This window comes from Pseudomonas resinovorans NBRC 106553 (assembly GCF_000412695.1).
Lineage (GTDB): Bacteria > Pseudomonadota > Gammaproteobacteria > Pseudomonadales > Pseudomonadaceae > Metapseudomonas > Metapseudomonas resinovorans_A.
Map to the genome: position 1 here is coordinate 5,886,717 of NC_021499.1, position 16,028 is coordinate 5,902,744.

General features: G+C 67.7%; 13 protein-coding genes. 1 reads left to right on the forward strand and 12 read right to left on the reverse strand.

Annotated elements, in window-relative coordinates:
• Positions 1–50: 50 nt before the first annotated feature.
• The 12 genes from hutG to hutC form a co-directional block, all read right to left on the reverse strand.
• Complete coding sequence (hutG, locus tag PCA10_RS26445; protein ID WP_016495159.1) at positions 51–854, reverse strand: N-formylglutamate deformylase; 804 nt, start codon at positions 852–854, stop codon at positions 51–53.
• A complete protein-coding gene (hutI, locus tag PCA10_RS26450) occupies positions 847–2,055 on the reverse strand; it encodes an imidazolonepropionase (protein WP_016495160.1) in 1,209 nt (402 codons plus the stop codon). Before hutI ends, hutG begins: the two co-directional genes overlap by 8 nt.
• A complete protein-coding gene (locus PCA10_RS26455; protein WP_016495161.1) occupies positions 2,052–3,584 on the reverse strand; it encodes an HAL/PAL/TAL family ammonia-lyase in 1,533 nt (510 codons plus the stop codon). The genes hutI and PCA10_RS26455 overlap by 4 nt, the downstream gene beginning before the upstream one ends.
• Positions 3,585–3,596: 12 nt before the next feature.
• Positions 3,597–4,427 (reverse strand): quaternary amine ABC transporter ATP-binding protein, encoded by an 831-nt coding sequence (locus tag PCA10_RS26460; RefSeq protein WP_016495162.1) that lies wholly within the window; start codon positions 4,425–4,427, stop codon positions 3,597–3,599.
• Positions 4,424–5,275, reverse strand: coding sequence for an ABC transporter permease (locus tag PCA10_RS26465; RefSeq protein WP_016495163.1), 852 nt, complete (start codon positions 5,273–5,275; stop codon positions 4,424–4,426). Before PCA10_RS26465 ends, PCA10_RS26460 begins: the two co-directional genes overlap by 4 nt.
• A 71-nt stretch (positions 5,276–5,346) precedes the next feature.
• Positions 5,347–6,315, reverse strand: coding sequence for an ABC transporter substrate-binding protein (locus tag PCA10_RS26470; RefSeq protein WP_016495164.1), 969 nt, complete (start codon positions 6,313–6,315; stop codon positions 5,347–5,349).
• A 171-nt stretch (positions 6,316–6,486) separates the two neighbouring features.
• Positions 6,487–8,016, reverse strand: a complete 1,530-nt coding sequence (gene hutH, locus PCA10_RS26475; RefSeq protein ID WP_016495165.1) for a histidine ammonia-lyase — start codon at positions 8,014–8,016, stop codon at positions 6,487–6,489.
• 93 nt (positions 8,017–8,109) lie between these two features.
• Positions 8,110–9,555 carry a purine-cytosine permease family protein gene (locus PCA10_RS26480; RefSeq protein ID WP_016495166.1) on the reverse strand — a complete coding sequence of 482 codons (1,446 nt, stop codon included), beginning with the start codon at positions 9,553–9,555 and terminating at the stop codon, positions 8,110–8,112.
• 152 nt (positions 9,556–9,707) lie between these two features.
• Positions 9,708–11,378: a urocanate hydratase gene (gene hutU, locus PCA10_RS26485; protein WP_016495167.1), complete on the reverse strand. Its 1,671-nt coding sequence runs from the start codon at positions 11,376–11,378 to the stop codon at positions 9,708–9,710.
• Between the two features lie 291 nt (positions 11,379–11,669).
• Positions 11,670–12,677: an ABC transporter substrate-binding protein gene (locus PCA10_RS26490; protein ID WP_016495168.1), complete on the reverse strand. Its 1,008-nt coding sequence runs from the start codon at positions 12,675–12,677 to the stop codon at positions 11,670–11,672.
• A 201-nt stretch (positions 12,678–12,878) separates the two neighbouring features.
• The gene (locus PCA10_RS26495) at positions 12,879–13,463 is read right to left on the reverse strand and encodes a HutD/Ves family protein (protein WP_016495169.1); all 585 of its coding nucleotides are present in this window, start codon (positions 13,461–13,463) and stop codon (positions 12,879–12,881) included.
• Positions 13,460–14,170, reverse strand: coding sequence for a histidine utilization repressor (gene hutC, locus PCA10_RS26500; protein WP_394296635.1), 711 nt, complete (start codon positions 14,168–14,170; stop codon positions 13,460–13,462). Before hutC ends, PCA10_RS26495 begins: the two co-directional genes overlap by 4 nt.
• Positions 14,171–14,404: 234 nt before the next feature.
• Between hutC and PCA10_RS26505 the strand changes: the two genes are divergently transcribed.
• Positions 14,405–15,769 (forward strand): formimidoylglutamate deiminase, encoded by a 1,365-nt coding sequence (locus PCA10_RS26505; protein WP_016495171.1) that lies wholly within the window; start codon positions 14,405–14,407, stop codon positions 15,767–15,769.
• Positions 15,770–16,028: the final 259 nt, after the last annotated feature.

A 16,028-nucleotide genomic window follows, 5' to 3' on the forward strand; every position in this document is an offset into this window, starting at 1 on the left:
CCCATCGGTGGAGATCGATGGGTATCGCAAGAGCGTCCCAACCAACCCCATCAGCGCCCGTAGGTTTCCCGCCCCCACTCCAGCATCCGCTGCAGCAGCGTGCGCAGCACCGCCTGGGTCGGCACGGCCAGGTCCTCGCGGTAGTCGAAGGGCACTTGCTCGTCCATGTAGGTGCATTGCGCCAGCTCCAGCTGCACGGCATGGATGTGCTGGTCGGGCTGGCCGTAGTGACGGGTGATGTGACCGCCCTTGAAGCGGCCGTTGAGCACATGGCTGTAATCCTTGGCCTGCGCGCAGGTCGCCACCAGGGCCTCGGCCAGGTCCGGGGCGCAGCTGGCCCCGGCATTGGTGCCGAGGTTGAAGTCCGGCAGGCGGCCGTCGAACAGGCGCGGCACGAAGGAGCGGATGGAATGGGCGTCGAACAGCAGCGCATAGCCGAACTCGCTCTTCATCCGCGCCAGTTCGTCGTTGATGGCCTGGTGGTAAGGCGTCCAGATTTCCGCCAGGTAGCGCGCACGCTCCGCCGCCGAGGGCTCCTCGCCTTCGCGGTAGAGCGGCTCGCCGTCGAACAGGGTGGCAGGGTAAAGGCCCGTGGTGGCGGTGGCGTAGAGCGGCTTGTCGTCGGCCGGCCGGTTGAGGTCGATGACGTAGCGCGAGTACTGCGCCGCCAGCGTGCTGGCCCCCAGCTCGGCGGCGAAATCATAGAGCCGTGGGATGTGCCAGTCGGTGTCGGTGAGGTCCCAGCCGGCTTCCACCATGCCGGCTTCCACCGCCGGCGTGAGGAGGGTGCCGGGGTGCGGCATGCTGATCAGCAGCGGCACGCTGCCGCGGCTGAAGCCGATTACGTTATCCACAGTCGATCTCCTGTCCGTGTCGAATCACCCGCTTGGGCAGGTCGCCGCCCAGCCAGTAGGCGAGTTCCGCCGGGCGCTGGATGTCCCAGGCGATGAAGTCCGCCACCTTGCCCACCTCCAGGCTGCCGTGGCTGTGGGCCAGGCCCAGGGCCCGCGCGGCGTGCAAGGTGACGCCGGCCAGGGCTTCTTCCGGGGTCAGGCGGAAGGAGGTGCAGGCCATGTTCAGCATCATCCGCAGGGACAAGGCCGGCGACGTGCCGGGGTTGAGGTCGCTGGCCACCGCCATGGCCACACCGTGCTTGCGCAAGGCGTCGATGGGCGGCAACTGGGTTTCGCGCAGCAGGTAGAAGGCGCCGGGCAGCAGCACGGCGACGGTGCCCGCCGCCGCCATGGCGATGGCGTCATCCTCGGTCATGTATTCCAGGTGGTCGGCCGACAGCGCCTGGTAGCGCGCGGCCAGGGCCGAGCCGTGCAGGGAGGACAGTTGCTCGGCGTGCAGCTTCACCGGCAGGTCCAGTTCGTGGGCGACCTTGAAGACCCGCTCCACCTGGGCCGGGGAGAAGGCCAGGTGTTCGCAGAAGGCGTCCACCGCGTCCACCAGCCCTTCGCCGGCCAGGGTCGGCAGGATCTCGCTGCAGATGTGCTCGATGTAGTCGTCGGCGCGGCCGGCGTATTCCGGCGGCAGGGCGTGGGCGGCCAGGCAAGTGGCGCGCACGGTGATGGGCAGGGTCTCGCCCAGGCGGCGGGCGACCCGCAGCATCTTGCGCTCGCTGGCCAGGTCCAGGCCGTAGCCGGACTTCACTTCCAGGGTGGTGACGCCATCGCGCAGCAGCTGGCGGGCGCGGCGGCTGGCACTCTCCAGCAGCTCGTCCTCGCTCGCCTCGCGGGTAGCCCGCACGGTGCTGGCGATGCCGCCGCCCTGGGCGGCGATCTCGGCATAGCTGACGCCTTCCAGGCGCTGCTCGAACTCGCCGCTGCGGTCGCCGCCGAACACCAGGTGGGTGTGGCAGTCGATCAGTCCCGGCGTGACCCAGGCGCCACCCAGGTCGACTTCCACGTCATAGGGCACGGTCGGCAGATCGTCACGCGGGCCGATCCACTCGATACGCCCGGCGTGGGTCACCAGGACCGCGTCGTCGATGATCGAGTACTTGCCGCCCCGCAGGGTGGCGACATGGCAGTTGTGCCAGAGGTGTTTCATTGCAAGCCTCCAATGCGCGCGGCAATGCCCTCGAGCACCGCGCGGTCGCGCAACAGTTCGGTCGCGGCGTCGATATCCGGAGCCAGCCAGCGATCCTGATCATAGGCCGGAACCCGCTCGCGCAGGGTTTCCCAGGCCGCCCCGGTACCGCTGCCGAACGCGCTGGGTCGATGGAACTCGAAGGCCTGGGCGGCCAGCAGGTACTCGATGGCGAGGATGCGCTGGCAGTTCTCCAGGGCCCTGCCGAGCTTGAGGGCGGCGCTGGTCCCCAGGCTCAGGTGGTCTTCCTGCAGGCCGGAGGTGACGAAGTTATCCACAACGGCCGGCTGGGCCAGTTGGCGGTTCTCCCCGGCCAGGGCCGCCGCCACGTACTGGACGATCATCATCCCCGAGTTGACTCCCGGCTGGCTCACCAGGAAGGCCGGGAGCCCGCTGACCAGCGGGTTCACCAGGCGGTCCAGGCGTCGTTCGGCGATCCCGCCGATTTCCGCCACGGCGATCGCCAGCAGGTCCGCCGCCATGGCCACGGACTCACCATGGGGGTTGGCCTGGGACACCACCCGGTAATCGTCCGGCGTGCCCAGTACCAGCGGGTTGTCGTTGGCCGCGGCCAGCTCCGCATCCACCTGGCGGGCGGCGTGGGCCAACTGGTCGCGGCAGGCGCCGTGGACCTGGGGAATGGAACGGATGGAGAGAGCATCCTGGGTGCGGATGCCGCGGCTGGCGGCCACCACCTCGCTGCCGGCCAGCAGCGCCAGCAGGTTGGCGCCCACCCGTTGCACGCCCGGGTGCGGCTTGAGGGCGATGATCGCCGGGTCGAAGGCGGCGATCTGTCCGCGCAGGGCCTCGAAGCTCATGGCGCCGATCACGTCGGCCCAGTGCAGCAGGCGCTCGGCGTCATCCAGCGCCAGGCAGGTCAGGCCGGTCATGCAGGGCAGGCCGTTGACCAGGCAGAGCCCGTCCTTGGCGCCCAGGCGCAGGGGCGCCAGGCCTTCACCGGCCAGGGCCTCCGCGGCGGGCACCACGCGGCCGCGCCATTCCACCTCGCCGACGCCCAGCAGGGCGATACCGACATGGGCCATATGGGTCAGGTAGCCCACCGACCCCTGGGACGGCACGCGCGGGGTGATGCCGCGCTCCAGCAGCGCCAGCAGCGCTTCCACCACCTTGCGCTGCAGGCCGGAGCGGCCGTGGCTGTAGTTGGCGATGGCGCAGCAGATGATGGCGCGGGTCTGCTCGATGGACAGCACCGGGCCGACGCCGCAGGCATGGCTGAGCAGGGTATTGCGCGACAGCATGGCGAACTGCTCGCCGCTGAGCACCACCTCGCTCAGGGCACCGAGGCCGGTGCTGATGCCGTAGGCGCGCTCGCCCCGCTCGACGATGCGATCGACGATCGCGCGGGCGTTCTCGATGCGCGCCCAGGCCGCCTGGGTCAGCTCCAGAGGGGCGCCGTGGCGGGCCACGGCCACCACCTGGCGCCAGGTCAGCGGCGAATCGCCCAGCAGGACTTTCTCGGGTAACGACATCTCGGCTGTTCCTTACAGGTTGGCCACGCGGCGCTGGACGAAGCGGTCGACGTAATCGTCCGCCGGCTGGTGGAGGATTTCCCTGGGCGTGCCGACCTGGATCAGCCGGCCGTCCTTGAGAATGGCGATGCGATTGCCGATGCGCACCGCCTCGTCCAGGTCGTGGGTGATGAAGACGATGGTCTTCTGCAGGGTCTTCTGCAGCTCCAGCAGTTGCTCCTGCATGTCGGCGCGGATCAGCGGGTCGAGGGCGCTGAAGGCTTCGTCCATGAGGATGATGTCGGTGTCCGAGGCCAGTGCGCGGGCCAGGCCCACGCGCTGGCGCATGCCGCCGGAAAGCTGGTGAGGGTAGGACTTCTCGTAGCCCTTCAGGCCCACGGTGGTGATCCAGTGCTGGGCGCGCTCCAGGCAGTAGTCGCGGGTCTCGCCGCGCACCTTGAGGCCGTAGGCGACGTTGTCCAGCACCGTCTTGTGCGGCAACAGGCCGAAGCTCTGGAACACCATGCTGATCTTCTTGCGGCGGAATTCCCGCAGTTGCTCCATGTCGTAGCGCAGGATGTCCTCGCCATCCACCAGGATCTGCCCGCTGGTGGGGTCGATCAGGCGGTTGAAGTGGCGCACCAGGGTGGACTTGCCGGAACCGGACAGGCCCATGATCACGAAGATCTCGCCGGCGCCGATGGACAGCGACAGGTCGTTGACCCCCACCACGCAGCCGGTCTTGTCCAGCACCTCGGCCTTGCTCGTGCCTTGCTGGATCAGCGACAGGGCCTCGTCGGCGCGCTGGCCGAAGATCTTGAATACGTTCTTGACGACGATCTTGCTCATGTTCTGGCCACTCATTTGCTGTCTGCGTGCCGCGAACGGCCGTAAGCCTGGGTGATGCGGTCGAAGACCACGGCCAGGATGACGATGGCCAGGCCCGCTTCCAGGCCCTTGCCGACGTTGAGGGTCTGGATGCCCACCAGCACGTCCTCGCCGAGGCCTCGGGCACCGATCATGGAGGCGATCACCACCATCGACAGGGCCATCATGGTGGTCTGGTTGATCCCGGCCATGATGCTCGGCAGGGCCAGCGGCAACTGCACGCCGAACAGCTGCTGCCAGCGGTTGGCGCCGAAGGCGTTGACCGCCTCCATCACTTCCTTGTCCACCTGGCGGATGCCGAGGTCGGTGAGGCGGATCAGGGGCGGCGCGGCGTAGATCACGGTGGCGAAAATGGCCGGCACCTTGCCCAGGCCGAAGAGCATCAGGACCGGGATCAGGTACACGAAGCTGGGCATGGTCTGCATGATGTCCAGCAGCGGCATCAGCACGGCGCGCAGGCGGTCGCTGCGGGCCGCGAGGATGCCCAGCGGAATGCCGATCAGCACCGAGATGAAGGTGGCCACCAGCATCAGCGCCACGGTCTGCATCAGCTTGTCCCAGAGGCCCACGGCGCCCACCAGGAACAGCAGGCCGGTGATCACCAGGGTCGGCAGGATGCGCCGGGTGGCGTGCCAGGCGATGCCGGCGACCACCAGCAGCACCAGCCACCAGGGCGTCGCGCGCAGCACGCCTTCGAGGTAGACGATGGCCCAGAGCAGGGTGTCGGAGATGTGGCGGAACACATCGCCGTAGTTGGTCACCAGGCTGTCGACCCAGCCATTGACCCAGTCGGCGATGGAGAAGGTAAAGCTTTTGGGGAACATGGTTCGCTCCGGTCAGGTGAGGCCTTTCCCCCGCCCGGGGGAAAGGCCCTTGTCAGTACTCGCCCGCAGCCTCAGAGCGCGGCGTCGATCTTCTTCGCCGCATCCGCGCTGACCCAGGCGTGCCACACCTCCGGGTGTTCCTTGAGGAAGGCCTGGGCCAGGTCCGCCGAGTCCAGTTTTTCCTTGGCCATCTTCGCCAGGTTCTGGTTCAGCAGGTCGATGGGCAGGTTGACCTTCTTCAGCACGTCGACCAGCTCGGGGGCCTCGTCATGGAAGGTCTTGGACAGGCCGACCTGGATGGTCACGCTCTTGTCCACGCCGGGCTTCTCCTCCAGCTTGACCAGGTCCGCCTGGCCCATCAGCGGCGTCGGCGACCAGTAATAGAAAAGGATAGGCTCGCCACGGCGATAGCTCGAGAGCACGGCGGCATCCAGGGCCGGGCCGGTGCCGGGACGGAAGTTGGTGAACTTGTCCTCGAGGCCGTAGCTTTTCAGCATCTCGCTGTTGTCCAGCTCGCAGGTCCAGCCGGCCGGGCAGTTGTAGAAGCGGCCCTTGCCGGGCTCTTCCGGGTCGCGGAACACTTCGGCGTAAGGGCCGAGGTCGGCGATGGCCTTGAGCTTCGGCGCCTTGGCCTCGATGCCGCGCTTGGCGTCACCCTCGATCACGTAGCGCGGCACGTACCAGCCTTCGGTGGCGCCGACGATGGGTGCGCCCACGCCCACCACCTTGCCGGCGGCGGCGGCCTTGTTCCAGGCGTCGCTGCGGCCGATCCACTCCTCGGCGAACACCTGGATATCGTTGTTGCCCAGCGCCTGCTCCATGGTGATGGAATTGCCCGGCAGGCTGTCGGTCTCGCAGCCGTAGCCGTTCTTCAAAACGAACTGCAGCACGTCGGTGAGCAACATGCCGCTTTCCCAGTTGAGCCCGGCGAACTTCACCGGTTTGCCGGATTCGCACCAGCCGGCCGCCTGGGCGGAAGCCGCCGTGGACAGCAGGCCGGCGACGCAGATGATGCCCAACACTCGCTTCTTGAATTGCATGTTCCGACGCTCCTGAAACTTGGTAAGGGTTAAGGCAGTTCGATCAGGGCCGGAAGCCGGACGAGGCCGGCTCCGGTGCCAGTGACTGGCGATTGTTGTTGTGCACGAACAGCGGTCGTCCTGACCCGGAACGGGCCCGCAGGCCCGCCCCTTGCCGCTCCGTCATCCGCTTCACAGGCTCGGCAGCAGCCCGGCCGGCATCAGGGAATTCAGGCAACCGCTGGCGAGCAGGTTGCTGGCGGTCTCGATATCCGGAGCGAAGAAACGGTCCTCCTGGTAGTAGGACACCTCGGCGCGCAGCAGGCCGCGGGCCTCCTCCAGCTTCGGCGAGCTCTTCAGGCCGGTGCGGAAATCCAGGCCCTGGCAGGCACCCAGCCATTCGATGGCGAGGATGCCGCGCACGTTCTCGGCCATGGCCCAGAGGCGCTTGCCGGCGTTCGGCGCCATGGACACGTGGTCCTCCTGGTTGGCCGAAGTGGGCAGGCTGTCGACGCTGGCCGGGTGGGCCAGGGCCTTGTTGTCGCTGGCCAGGGCGGCGGCGGTGACCTGGGCGATCATGAAGCCGGAGTTGACCCCGCCGTTCTCCACCAGGAAGGGCGGCAGCTGGGACATGTGCATGTCCATCATCAGCGAGATGCGCCGCTCCGACAGCGAGCCGATCTCGGCGATGGCCAGGGCGAGGTTGTCGGCGGCCATGGCCACGGGCTCGGCGTGGAAGTTGCCGCCGGAGATCACGTCGCCCTCTTCGGCGAACACCAGCGGGTTGTCGGACACCGCATTGGATTCGATCTCCAGCACCTCGGCTGCCTGGCGCAGCTGGGTCAGGCAGGCGCCCATGACCTGGGGCTGGCAGCGCAGGGAGTACGGGTCCTGGACCTTGTCGCACTTCTCGTGGGAGCGGGCGATCTCGCTGCTGGCGGTGAGCAGCTCGCGGTAGGCGGCGGCGACGTCGATCTGGCCGCGCTGGCCACGGGCGGCGTGGATGCGCGCATCGAAGGGTGCCCGCGAGCCGAGCATGGCCTCGACGCTGAGGCCGCCGCAGACGGTGGCGCCGGCGAACAGGTCCTCGGCCTCGAACAGGCCGCGCAGGGCGTAGGCGGTGGACACCTGGGTGCCGTTGAGCAGGGCCAGGCCCTCCTTGGCGGCCAGGGTCAGGGGTTCCAGGCCGGCGGCGGCCAGGGCTTCGCTGGCCGGCAGCCACTCGCCCCGGTAGCGGGCGCGGCTCTCGCCGAGCAGCACCAGGGACATGTGCGCCAGCGGCGCCAGGTCGCCGGAGGCGCCCACCGAGCCCTTGAGCGGGATGTGCGGGTAGACCTCGGCGTTGATCAGGGCCACCAGGGCGTCGATCACCTTGCGGCGGATGCCGGAGAAGCCGCGTGCCAGGCTGTTCACCTTGAGCAGCATGATCAGCCGCACCATGGCGTCGTCCAGCGGCTCGCCGACACCGGCGGCGTGGGACAGCACCAGGGAGCGCTGCAGCTTCTCCAGGTCGGCCGGGGCGATGCGGGTGGAGGCCAGCAGGCCGAAGCCGGTGTTGATGCCATAGGCCGTGCGGCCCTCGGCGACGATGCTCTCGACGCAGGCAACGCTGGCCTCGATGGCCTTGCCGGCACTGGCGTCCAGGGCCAGGCGCACGGGTTGCCGATAGGCCTGGCGCAGCTCGGCGAGGGTCAATTGGCCGGGTTTGAGGTGCAGGTTCATCGCATGTCTCCTTGTCCGCCGCCTTCCCTTGGCGGCGTTCGTTTCAAAGTCGGACGCGGCGGCGAGCGCCGCATCCCGGAAAAAGCCCCGGACTCAGGCGCCGTTGGCGACCTTGCCCAGGTTGATCGAATCGGCCGGCAGCAGCATGCGCTCCGGAATCGGTCGCCGGCTGCGGCGCGCCACCAGGTAGTAGAGGACTCCGGGCACCACCAGACCGATGATCCAGGAGATATCCACACCGCCAAGGGCCTCCACCAGCGGGCCGGTATAGAGCTTGGTGGAGATGAAGGGCAACTGCACCAGCACGCCGATGGCGTAGACGCTGATCCCCGCTACGTTCCAGCGGCCGTAGCGGCCATCGGGATCGGACAGCGCCGGTACGTCGTAGCGTTCCTTGGTGACGAAGTAGTAATCCACCAGGTTCACCGCGCTCCACGGGGTGAAGAAGGTCAGCAGGAAGAGGATGAAGGACTTGAACGCGGCCAGGAAGGAATGCTGGCCGAGCAGCGCCACCAGGGTGGAGGCGCCGACTATGCCGAGCACGAACAGCAGGCGCTGGGCGCGGGACACCTCGATGTGGCCACGGAAGCCGCTGATGATGGTGGCGATGCACATGAAGCTGCCGTAGGAGTTCAGGGTGGAGATGGTCACCTTGCCGAAGGCGATGCTGAAGTACAGCAGTGCGGCCACGGCGCCGGTGCTGCCCAGGCCGACCACGTAGGCCACTTCGCGGCCGGCGAACTGACCATTGGCCATGGCCGCGACGAACACCCCGAGGACCATGGCGATCTGCGCGCCGATCACCGAGCCCAGGCCGGCGGCGAGGAAGGTCTTCACCGGCGAGGTGTCGCTCGGCAGGTAGCGCGAGTAGTCGGCCACGTAGGGGCCGTAGGCGATCTGCCAGGACGCCGCCAGGGACACCGCGAGCAGGAAGCTGGACCAGCTGAAATGACGGTTCTGCAGCAGCTCGCCGATGTCGCCCAGGGCCATCACGCGGCTGAACAGGTAGATGAAGGCGATGATCCCGAGCACGCTGGCGATGCGGCCGATGTAGTGGATCACCCGGTAGCCGGACACGGCGGCCACGACGATCACCGCGGCGAAGAGCAGGATGCCGGCGCTGTCGCTGACCCCCAGCAACTGGCCGATGGCCTGGCCGGAGAGCACGGTGCCGGTAGCGGTGAAGCCCAGGTACATCAGGCACACCAGCACGATCGGGATGGCCGCGCCGTAGACGCCGAACTGCACGCGGCTGGAGATCATCTGCGGCAGGCCGAGCTTCGGCCCCTGGGCCGCGTGCAGGGCCATCACCGCGCCGCCGAGCAGTTGGCCGATGAACAGGCCGATCAGCGACCAGAACACATCCCCACCCAGCACCACGGCAAGCGCACCGGTGACTATCGCGGTGATCTGCAGGTTGGCGCCCATCCAGAGGGTGAACTGGCTGTAGAGGCGGCCATGGCGTTCGGCCTCGGGGATGTAGTCGATCGAGCGCCGCTCGATCAGGGGCTTGGCCGAAGGCTCTTGGGGCTGGGTCATCTATGGGTTCTCCGCTGCGGCTTGGCTGGCGATGTTCTTGTTGTTGTCCTTCGGAAACGCTCTGGCCCGCGCCGCTTCCCTGGCGGGCGCGTGCCCCCTGCGCGGCGCTCCGACCCTGGCGTCGGGTCGGAGTCCGCGCAGGGGCGCCGGCCTCAGGCCTTGCCGGTGATCATCGGCAGGTTCAGGCCCTGTTCCTTGGCACAGTCGATGGCGATCTGGTAACCGGCATCGGCATGGCGCATCACGCCGGTACCCGGGTCGTTGGTCAGCACACGGGCGATGCGTGCCGCCGCCTCGTCGGTACCGTCGCAGACGATCACCATGCCCGAGTGCTGGGAGAAGCCCATGCCCACGCCGCCGCCGTGGTGCAGCGAGACCCAGGTGGCGCCGCTGGCGGTGTTCAGCAGGGCGTTGAGCAGCGGCCAGTCGGACACGGCGTCGGAGCCGTCGGCCATGGCTTCGGTTTCACGGTTGGGGCTGGAGACCGAACCGGAGTCCAGGTGGTCGCGGCCGATGACGATGGGCGCGGACAGCTCGCCCGTGCGGACCATCTCGTTGAAGGCCAGGCCCAGCTTGGCGCGCTGGCCCAGGCCGACCCAGCAGATGCGCGCCGGCAGGCCCTGGAAGGCGATGCGCTCGCGGGCCATGTCCAGCCAGCGGTGCAGGTGGGCGTCTTCCGGGATCAGTTCCTTGACCTTGGCGTCGGTCTTGTAGATGTCCTCGGCGTTGCCCGACAGCGCGGCCCAGCGGAACGGGCCGATGCCACGGCAGAACAGCGGGCGGATGTAGGCCGGGACGAAGCCGGGGAAGTCGAAGGCATTGCTCACGCCCTCTTCCTTGGCCATCTGGCGGATGTTGTTGCCGTAGTCGAAGGTCGGTACGCCCTGCTTCTGGAAGTCCAGCATGGCCTGCACGTGCACGGCCATGGACTGCTTGGCGGCTTTCACCACGGCAGCCGGCTCGGTCTGGGCGCGGTCGCGGTACTGCTCCCAGGTCCAGCCGATCGGCAGGTAGCCATTGAGCGGGTCGTGGGCGCTGGTCTGGTCGGTGACCATGTCCGGACGCACGCCACGGCGAACCAGTTCCGGGAGGATTTCAGCGGCGTTGCCCAGCAGGGCGATGGAGATCGCCTTGCCCTCGGCGGTGTACGTGGCGATGCGCGCCAGGGCGTCGTCCAGGTCGGTGGCCTGCTCGTCGACGTAGCGGCTGCGCAGGCGGAAATCGATGCTGGTCTGCTGGCACTCGATGTTCAGCGAGCAGGCGCCGGCCAGGGTCGCGGCCAGGGGCTGGGCGCCGCCCATGCCGCCGAGGCCGGCGGTGAGCACCCAACGGCCCTTGAGGTTGCCGTTGTAGTGCTGGCGGCCTGCCTCGACGAAGGTTTCATAGGTGCCCTGGACGATGCCCTGGCTGCCGATGTAGATCCAGCTGCCGGCGGTCATCTGGCCGTACATGGCCAGGCCCTTGGCATCCAGTTCGTTGAAATGCTCCCAGGTGGCCCAGTGGGGCACCAGGTTGGAGTTGGCGATCAGCACGCGGGGTGCATTGGCGTGGGTCTTGAACACGCCCACTGGCTTGCCGGACTGCACCAGCAGGGTTTCGTCCTCGTTCAGTTGCGTGAGGGCTTCGACGATCTTGTCGTAGCACTCCCAATTGCGCGCGGCGCGGCCGATGCCGCCGTACACCACCAGTTCCTTCGGGTTCTCCGCCACCTCGGGGTCGAGGTTGTTCATCAGCATGCGCAGCGGCGCTTCGGTCAGCCAGCTCTTGGCGGTCAGCTTGTTGCCACGCGGCGCGCGGATTTCGATGTCGCGGAATTTGGTCATGCCTGGGTCCTCATGGGGTGGTAGCGGTGGGCAGTGTCACGGCAAGACTGCGCGGGTTATGCCGTGCCTATCTGCACACATATGAACTTGTACATACAAGCATATGCAATCAAGGGGCCAAACCCCGTTCGCCCATTGCCCTGGACAGCCGGAAGCCTTGCCGCACAAGGGCGACAGCCGATCACCTTGTATAGACAAGTACGGAAGGGAGGACCGGGAAAACCGTTACCGCACAGGAAAAACGCCCGCTTTCGAAGCAGTCGCGCACCAGAGTGGGGTGTTAGGTAACAGTCACTTCAGGGAAGCATCCAGCTGCCGGGCGACGTCCGCCGGCACCCAGAGCGACCAGATGTCCCGGTGCTGGCGGAAGAAGGCGTCGGCCAGCGGGCCGGCCTCGGCGCGCTCCTCGGCCATGCGCGCGAGGATGCTGTTGAACAGCGGCAGGGGGATCTGCACCTTCTCGAGGGTCTGCACCAGCGCCGGTGCCTTCTGGTGCAGGTCGCGGGAGACGCCGATGGATATCTTCGCCGGCAAGGAGCGGGTGCCGATGGGCTTGGGGTTCTTCGGGTCGATCAGGGTTTCCCAGGCCTTGCGATCGAAGGGGGGTTCTTCCAGCTGTACCAGGGGGTAACGCCCCATCAGCGGCGTCGGCGACCAGTAGTAGAAGAGGATCGGCTGCCGCTGGCGGATCGCCGAGGTGATGGCCGCATCCAGTGCCGGGCCGGTCCCGGTGCGGAAGTTCACATAACTGTCTACCAGGCCATAGGCCTTGAGCTTCTGGCTGTTGACCCCTTCGCAGGACCAGCCCGTCGGGCAGTTGTAGAAGCGGCCCTTGTTCGGGTCCTCGGGGTCCTTGAACAGCGCCTTGTAGCGCGGCAGGTCGCTGACCGAGCGCAATCCGGCGGCCGGGGCGCCCTCCCCCTTGACCAGGTACTCCGGCACCCACCAGCCCTCGGTGGCACCTTGCACCGGCTCGCCAACGGCGAAGACCTCGCCGGCCGCCTCGGCCTTGCGCCACAACTCGCTGCGCCCGGCCCACTGCTCGGCGATCAGCTGGACATCGTTCTGCCGCAGGGCGTTCTCCATGGTCAGGGTGTTACCGGGAAGCACGTCGGTCTTGCAGCCATAGCCTTTTTCCAGCAGCACCCGCAGGACCTCGGTGGTGAACATGCCGCTCTCCCAGTTCAGCCCGGCCAGCACCACGGGCTTGGGATAGGGGCATCCGGCGGCCTTGGCTTCCAGTGAGGCGGGGACCAGCAGGGACAGCAGGATGGTGGCAAGGACGCTGTGGCGGGGCATGGACGGCACCGGTGGGCGTGGCGGGCGACAGGTTAGGTGTAGACCCTGTGGCCTGATCCTGCCCGCTGGCCGGCAATGCCGGTGGGAGACTCGATGTCGATCAGCTAGCTGTAGGTTGGGCCAAGCGCAGCGCGGCCCAACGTGCGAGCCAGGCTGTTGGGCTTCGCGTCGCTCAGCCACAACCTACAGGAGAGGGAGGTTTCAGCGGGGAGTCAGCTCGATCAGGCACAGGGTGCCGGTGCCGGCGAGCTTCAGCTCGGCCAACTGCCCCTGGTTTTCCAGGTGCAGGCAGTCGTGCCGGCCCAATGAGCCTGCGGCCACGTCGTCCAGGCTCGCGGCCACCTCGCCATCGGCGGCGAACAGCAGCAGGGTGGTGGCGGCGCTGAACAGCTTCAGCTCGCCATCGATGGGCAGCCATTGCAGGCGCGCGGTGTAACGCTGCGGGGAGTAGATGAGGTTGAAGTCGCGGATCGGACCGTCGAGCAGCTCGCAGTCCACCACGCTGCCGCCATCGAAGGCGAAGGCGTCCAGGGCGGTCAGGTCGCGAGAGAGATGGCCGTCCACCTCGAGGCGCATGCCGGCGCCTTCGAGCACGGTGATCACCCGCTGGTAGCCGGTGAAGGCGGAGAAGCCGCCGGACTCGCCCACATCGGCGATGGACAGGCGCCAGCCGAAGCCATCGAGACCGTCACCCGCGTCACGGGTGATTTCCAGGGTGGAACCCGCGCCGTTTTTCCAGGGCATGCGGGGGTAATCGGCGGCGCGCAGCAAGCGGGATTGGCTCATGAACCGAAACGTCCTTCGAGGCGATAGCGGGAACCGGGGTAAAGCAGGCGGGCGCTGGTCACGGTGTTGCGCCCGGACCAGGTGCGCCGGCGAATCAGCAGGCAGGGCTCGCCGCGCTCGATCTGCAGCAGCCGGCACTCATCGGCATCGGCCAGGATGGCCTCGACCACATGCTCGCCCTCGGTCAACGGCGCCACCTGGGACAGGTAGGCATAGGGCGTCTGGCGGGTGAAGTCCTGCTTCAGGTAATCGGGGGCGACCACGGGGTTCACGAAGCGGTCTTCGATCTGTACCGGCACGTCATTCTCGAAATGCACGATGCGCGAGTGGAACACCCGCTGGCCTTCGCGCAGATCCAGCGCCATGGCGCGCTCGGGGCCGGCCACTTCGTCCACCAGGCTGACCACCACGCAATGGTGGCGATGACCGCGCTGGGCGATCTCCTCGGCGATGTTGTGCACCTCGAACAGCGCCGACTGGCCCTTGGGCTCGGCGACGAAGGTGCCCACGCCCTGCATGCGCACCAGCATGCCTTCGGCGGTCAGCTCGCGCAGGGCACGATTGATGGTCATGCGGCTGAAGCCCAGCTCGTTGACCAGTTCGCTCTCGGACGGCACGCGGTAATGCGGCGGCCAGGCGCCGCTCTGGATCTGCTGGCTGATCATCTGTTTGACCCGCGCATAGAGCGGCGCGGGCGCCTCTCCCATCTGGGCGGCCAGCGAAGTTGGTGCGTTGGGCGAACTGGGCACGGGAATCTCCTTGTCGGCGAGCGCGGGACCCTGGAAGGAATACTGGCGGAGCCCGGAACTGGGTTCCCGCCTCCCGGCATGTACCGGAATCGACAATTCCAGACAAGTGCGCGACTGGCGTGAGTTTACGTTACCCACAAACGTCTGTATATGTATATACAAATAAAACAACCCACATCCCGGGGCCTCACCATGTCCGCTTTCTTCGCCGAACGCGCCCTGCTGCCGCAAGGCTGGGCACGCAATGTCCGCTTCGAAGTCTGTTCCGCCGGCCTCATCGAGCAGGTCCTGGTGGATGCCGATGCAGAAGGCGCCGAGCGCCTCCAGGGCCCCGTGCTGGCGGGCATGCCGAACCTGCACTCCCACGCCTTCCAGCGCGCCATGGCCGGTCTCGCCGAGGTGGCGGGCAACCCCAATGACAGCTTCTGGACCTGGCGCGACCTGATGTATCGCCTGGTCGGCCGGATCACCCCGGAGCAACTGGAAGTGATCGCCCGGCAGCTCTACATCGAGATGCTCAAGGCCGGCTACACCAGCGTCGCCGAGTTCCACTACGTGCACCATGACGTCGATGGCCGCCGCTACGCCGACCCCGCCGAACTCGCGCTGCGGGTCAGCCAGGCCGCCCGCGACGTCGGCATCGGCCTGACCCTGCTGCCGGTGCTCTACAGCCATGCAGGTTTCGGTGGCCAGGCCCCCAACGACGGCCAGCGTCGCTTCATCCACAGCACCGAGAGCTACCTGGCCCTGCAGGAGCGCCTGCGCGGCGAACTGGCGCGCCAGCCCAACCAGCAGCTGGGCCTGTGCTTCCACTCCCTGCGCGCGGTCACCCCGGAGCAGCTGGCTACCGTGCTGGCGGCCGAACAGGGCCAGCGCCCGATCCATATCCATATCGCCGAACAGCAGAAGGAAGTGGACGACTGCCTGGCCTGGAGCGGCCGTCGCCCGCTGCAATGGCTCTACGACAACGCCTCGGTGGACCAACGCTGGTGCCTGGTGCACGCCACCCACGCCCAGCCCGACGAAGTGGCGGCGATGGCTAGCAGCGGCGCGGTGGCCGGGCTCTGCCTGACCACCGAGGCCAACCTGGGCGACGGCATCTTCCCGGCGGTGGACTTCCTCGCCCAGGGCGGCCGCCTGGGCATCGGCTCGGATAGCCATGTCTCGGTCAGCGTGGTGGAGGAACTGCGTTGGCTGGAATACGGCCAGCGCCTGCGCGACCAGCGCCGCAACCGCCTCTACCGCGCCGAGCAGCCGCAGGTCGGCCGCACCCTGTACGACGCCGCCCTTGCCGGTGGCGCCCAGGCCCTGGGCCAGCCGGTGGGCGAGCTGGCGGTGGGCAAACGTGCCGACTGGCTGGTGCTGGACGGCAATGACCCCTACCTCGCCACGGCCGAAGGCGACGCCCTGCTCAACCGCTGGCTGTTCGCCGGCGGCGACCGCCAGGTGCGGGATGTCATGGTGGCCGGGAACTGGGTGGTGCGCGATGGCCGGCACGCGGCCGAGGGAGAAACGGCGCGGGCCTTCACCGGGGTATTGCGCGACGTGCTGGGCTGATCCGGCACGGATCCTAGCCCGGATGAAATCCGGGAGCGGTGGTCGGGTCTTCCCCGGATTTCATCCGGGCTACAAGCCTGCGTACGGGTGGACCACGCTTCACCGGTCCACCATTCGGCGTGGTGCCAGGCTCCGTTGGTGGATGTGAAAAGCGACATCCACCCGAGCAGACCGGCAGGCTTGCGCAGAAACATAGGATCTACCGACTGGCTCCACGTAGGTTGTGGCTGAGCTACGCGAAGCCCAACGAAACGGCGCC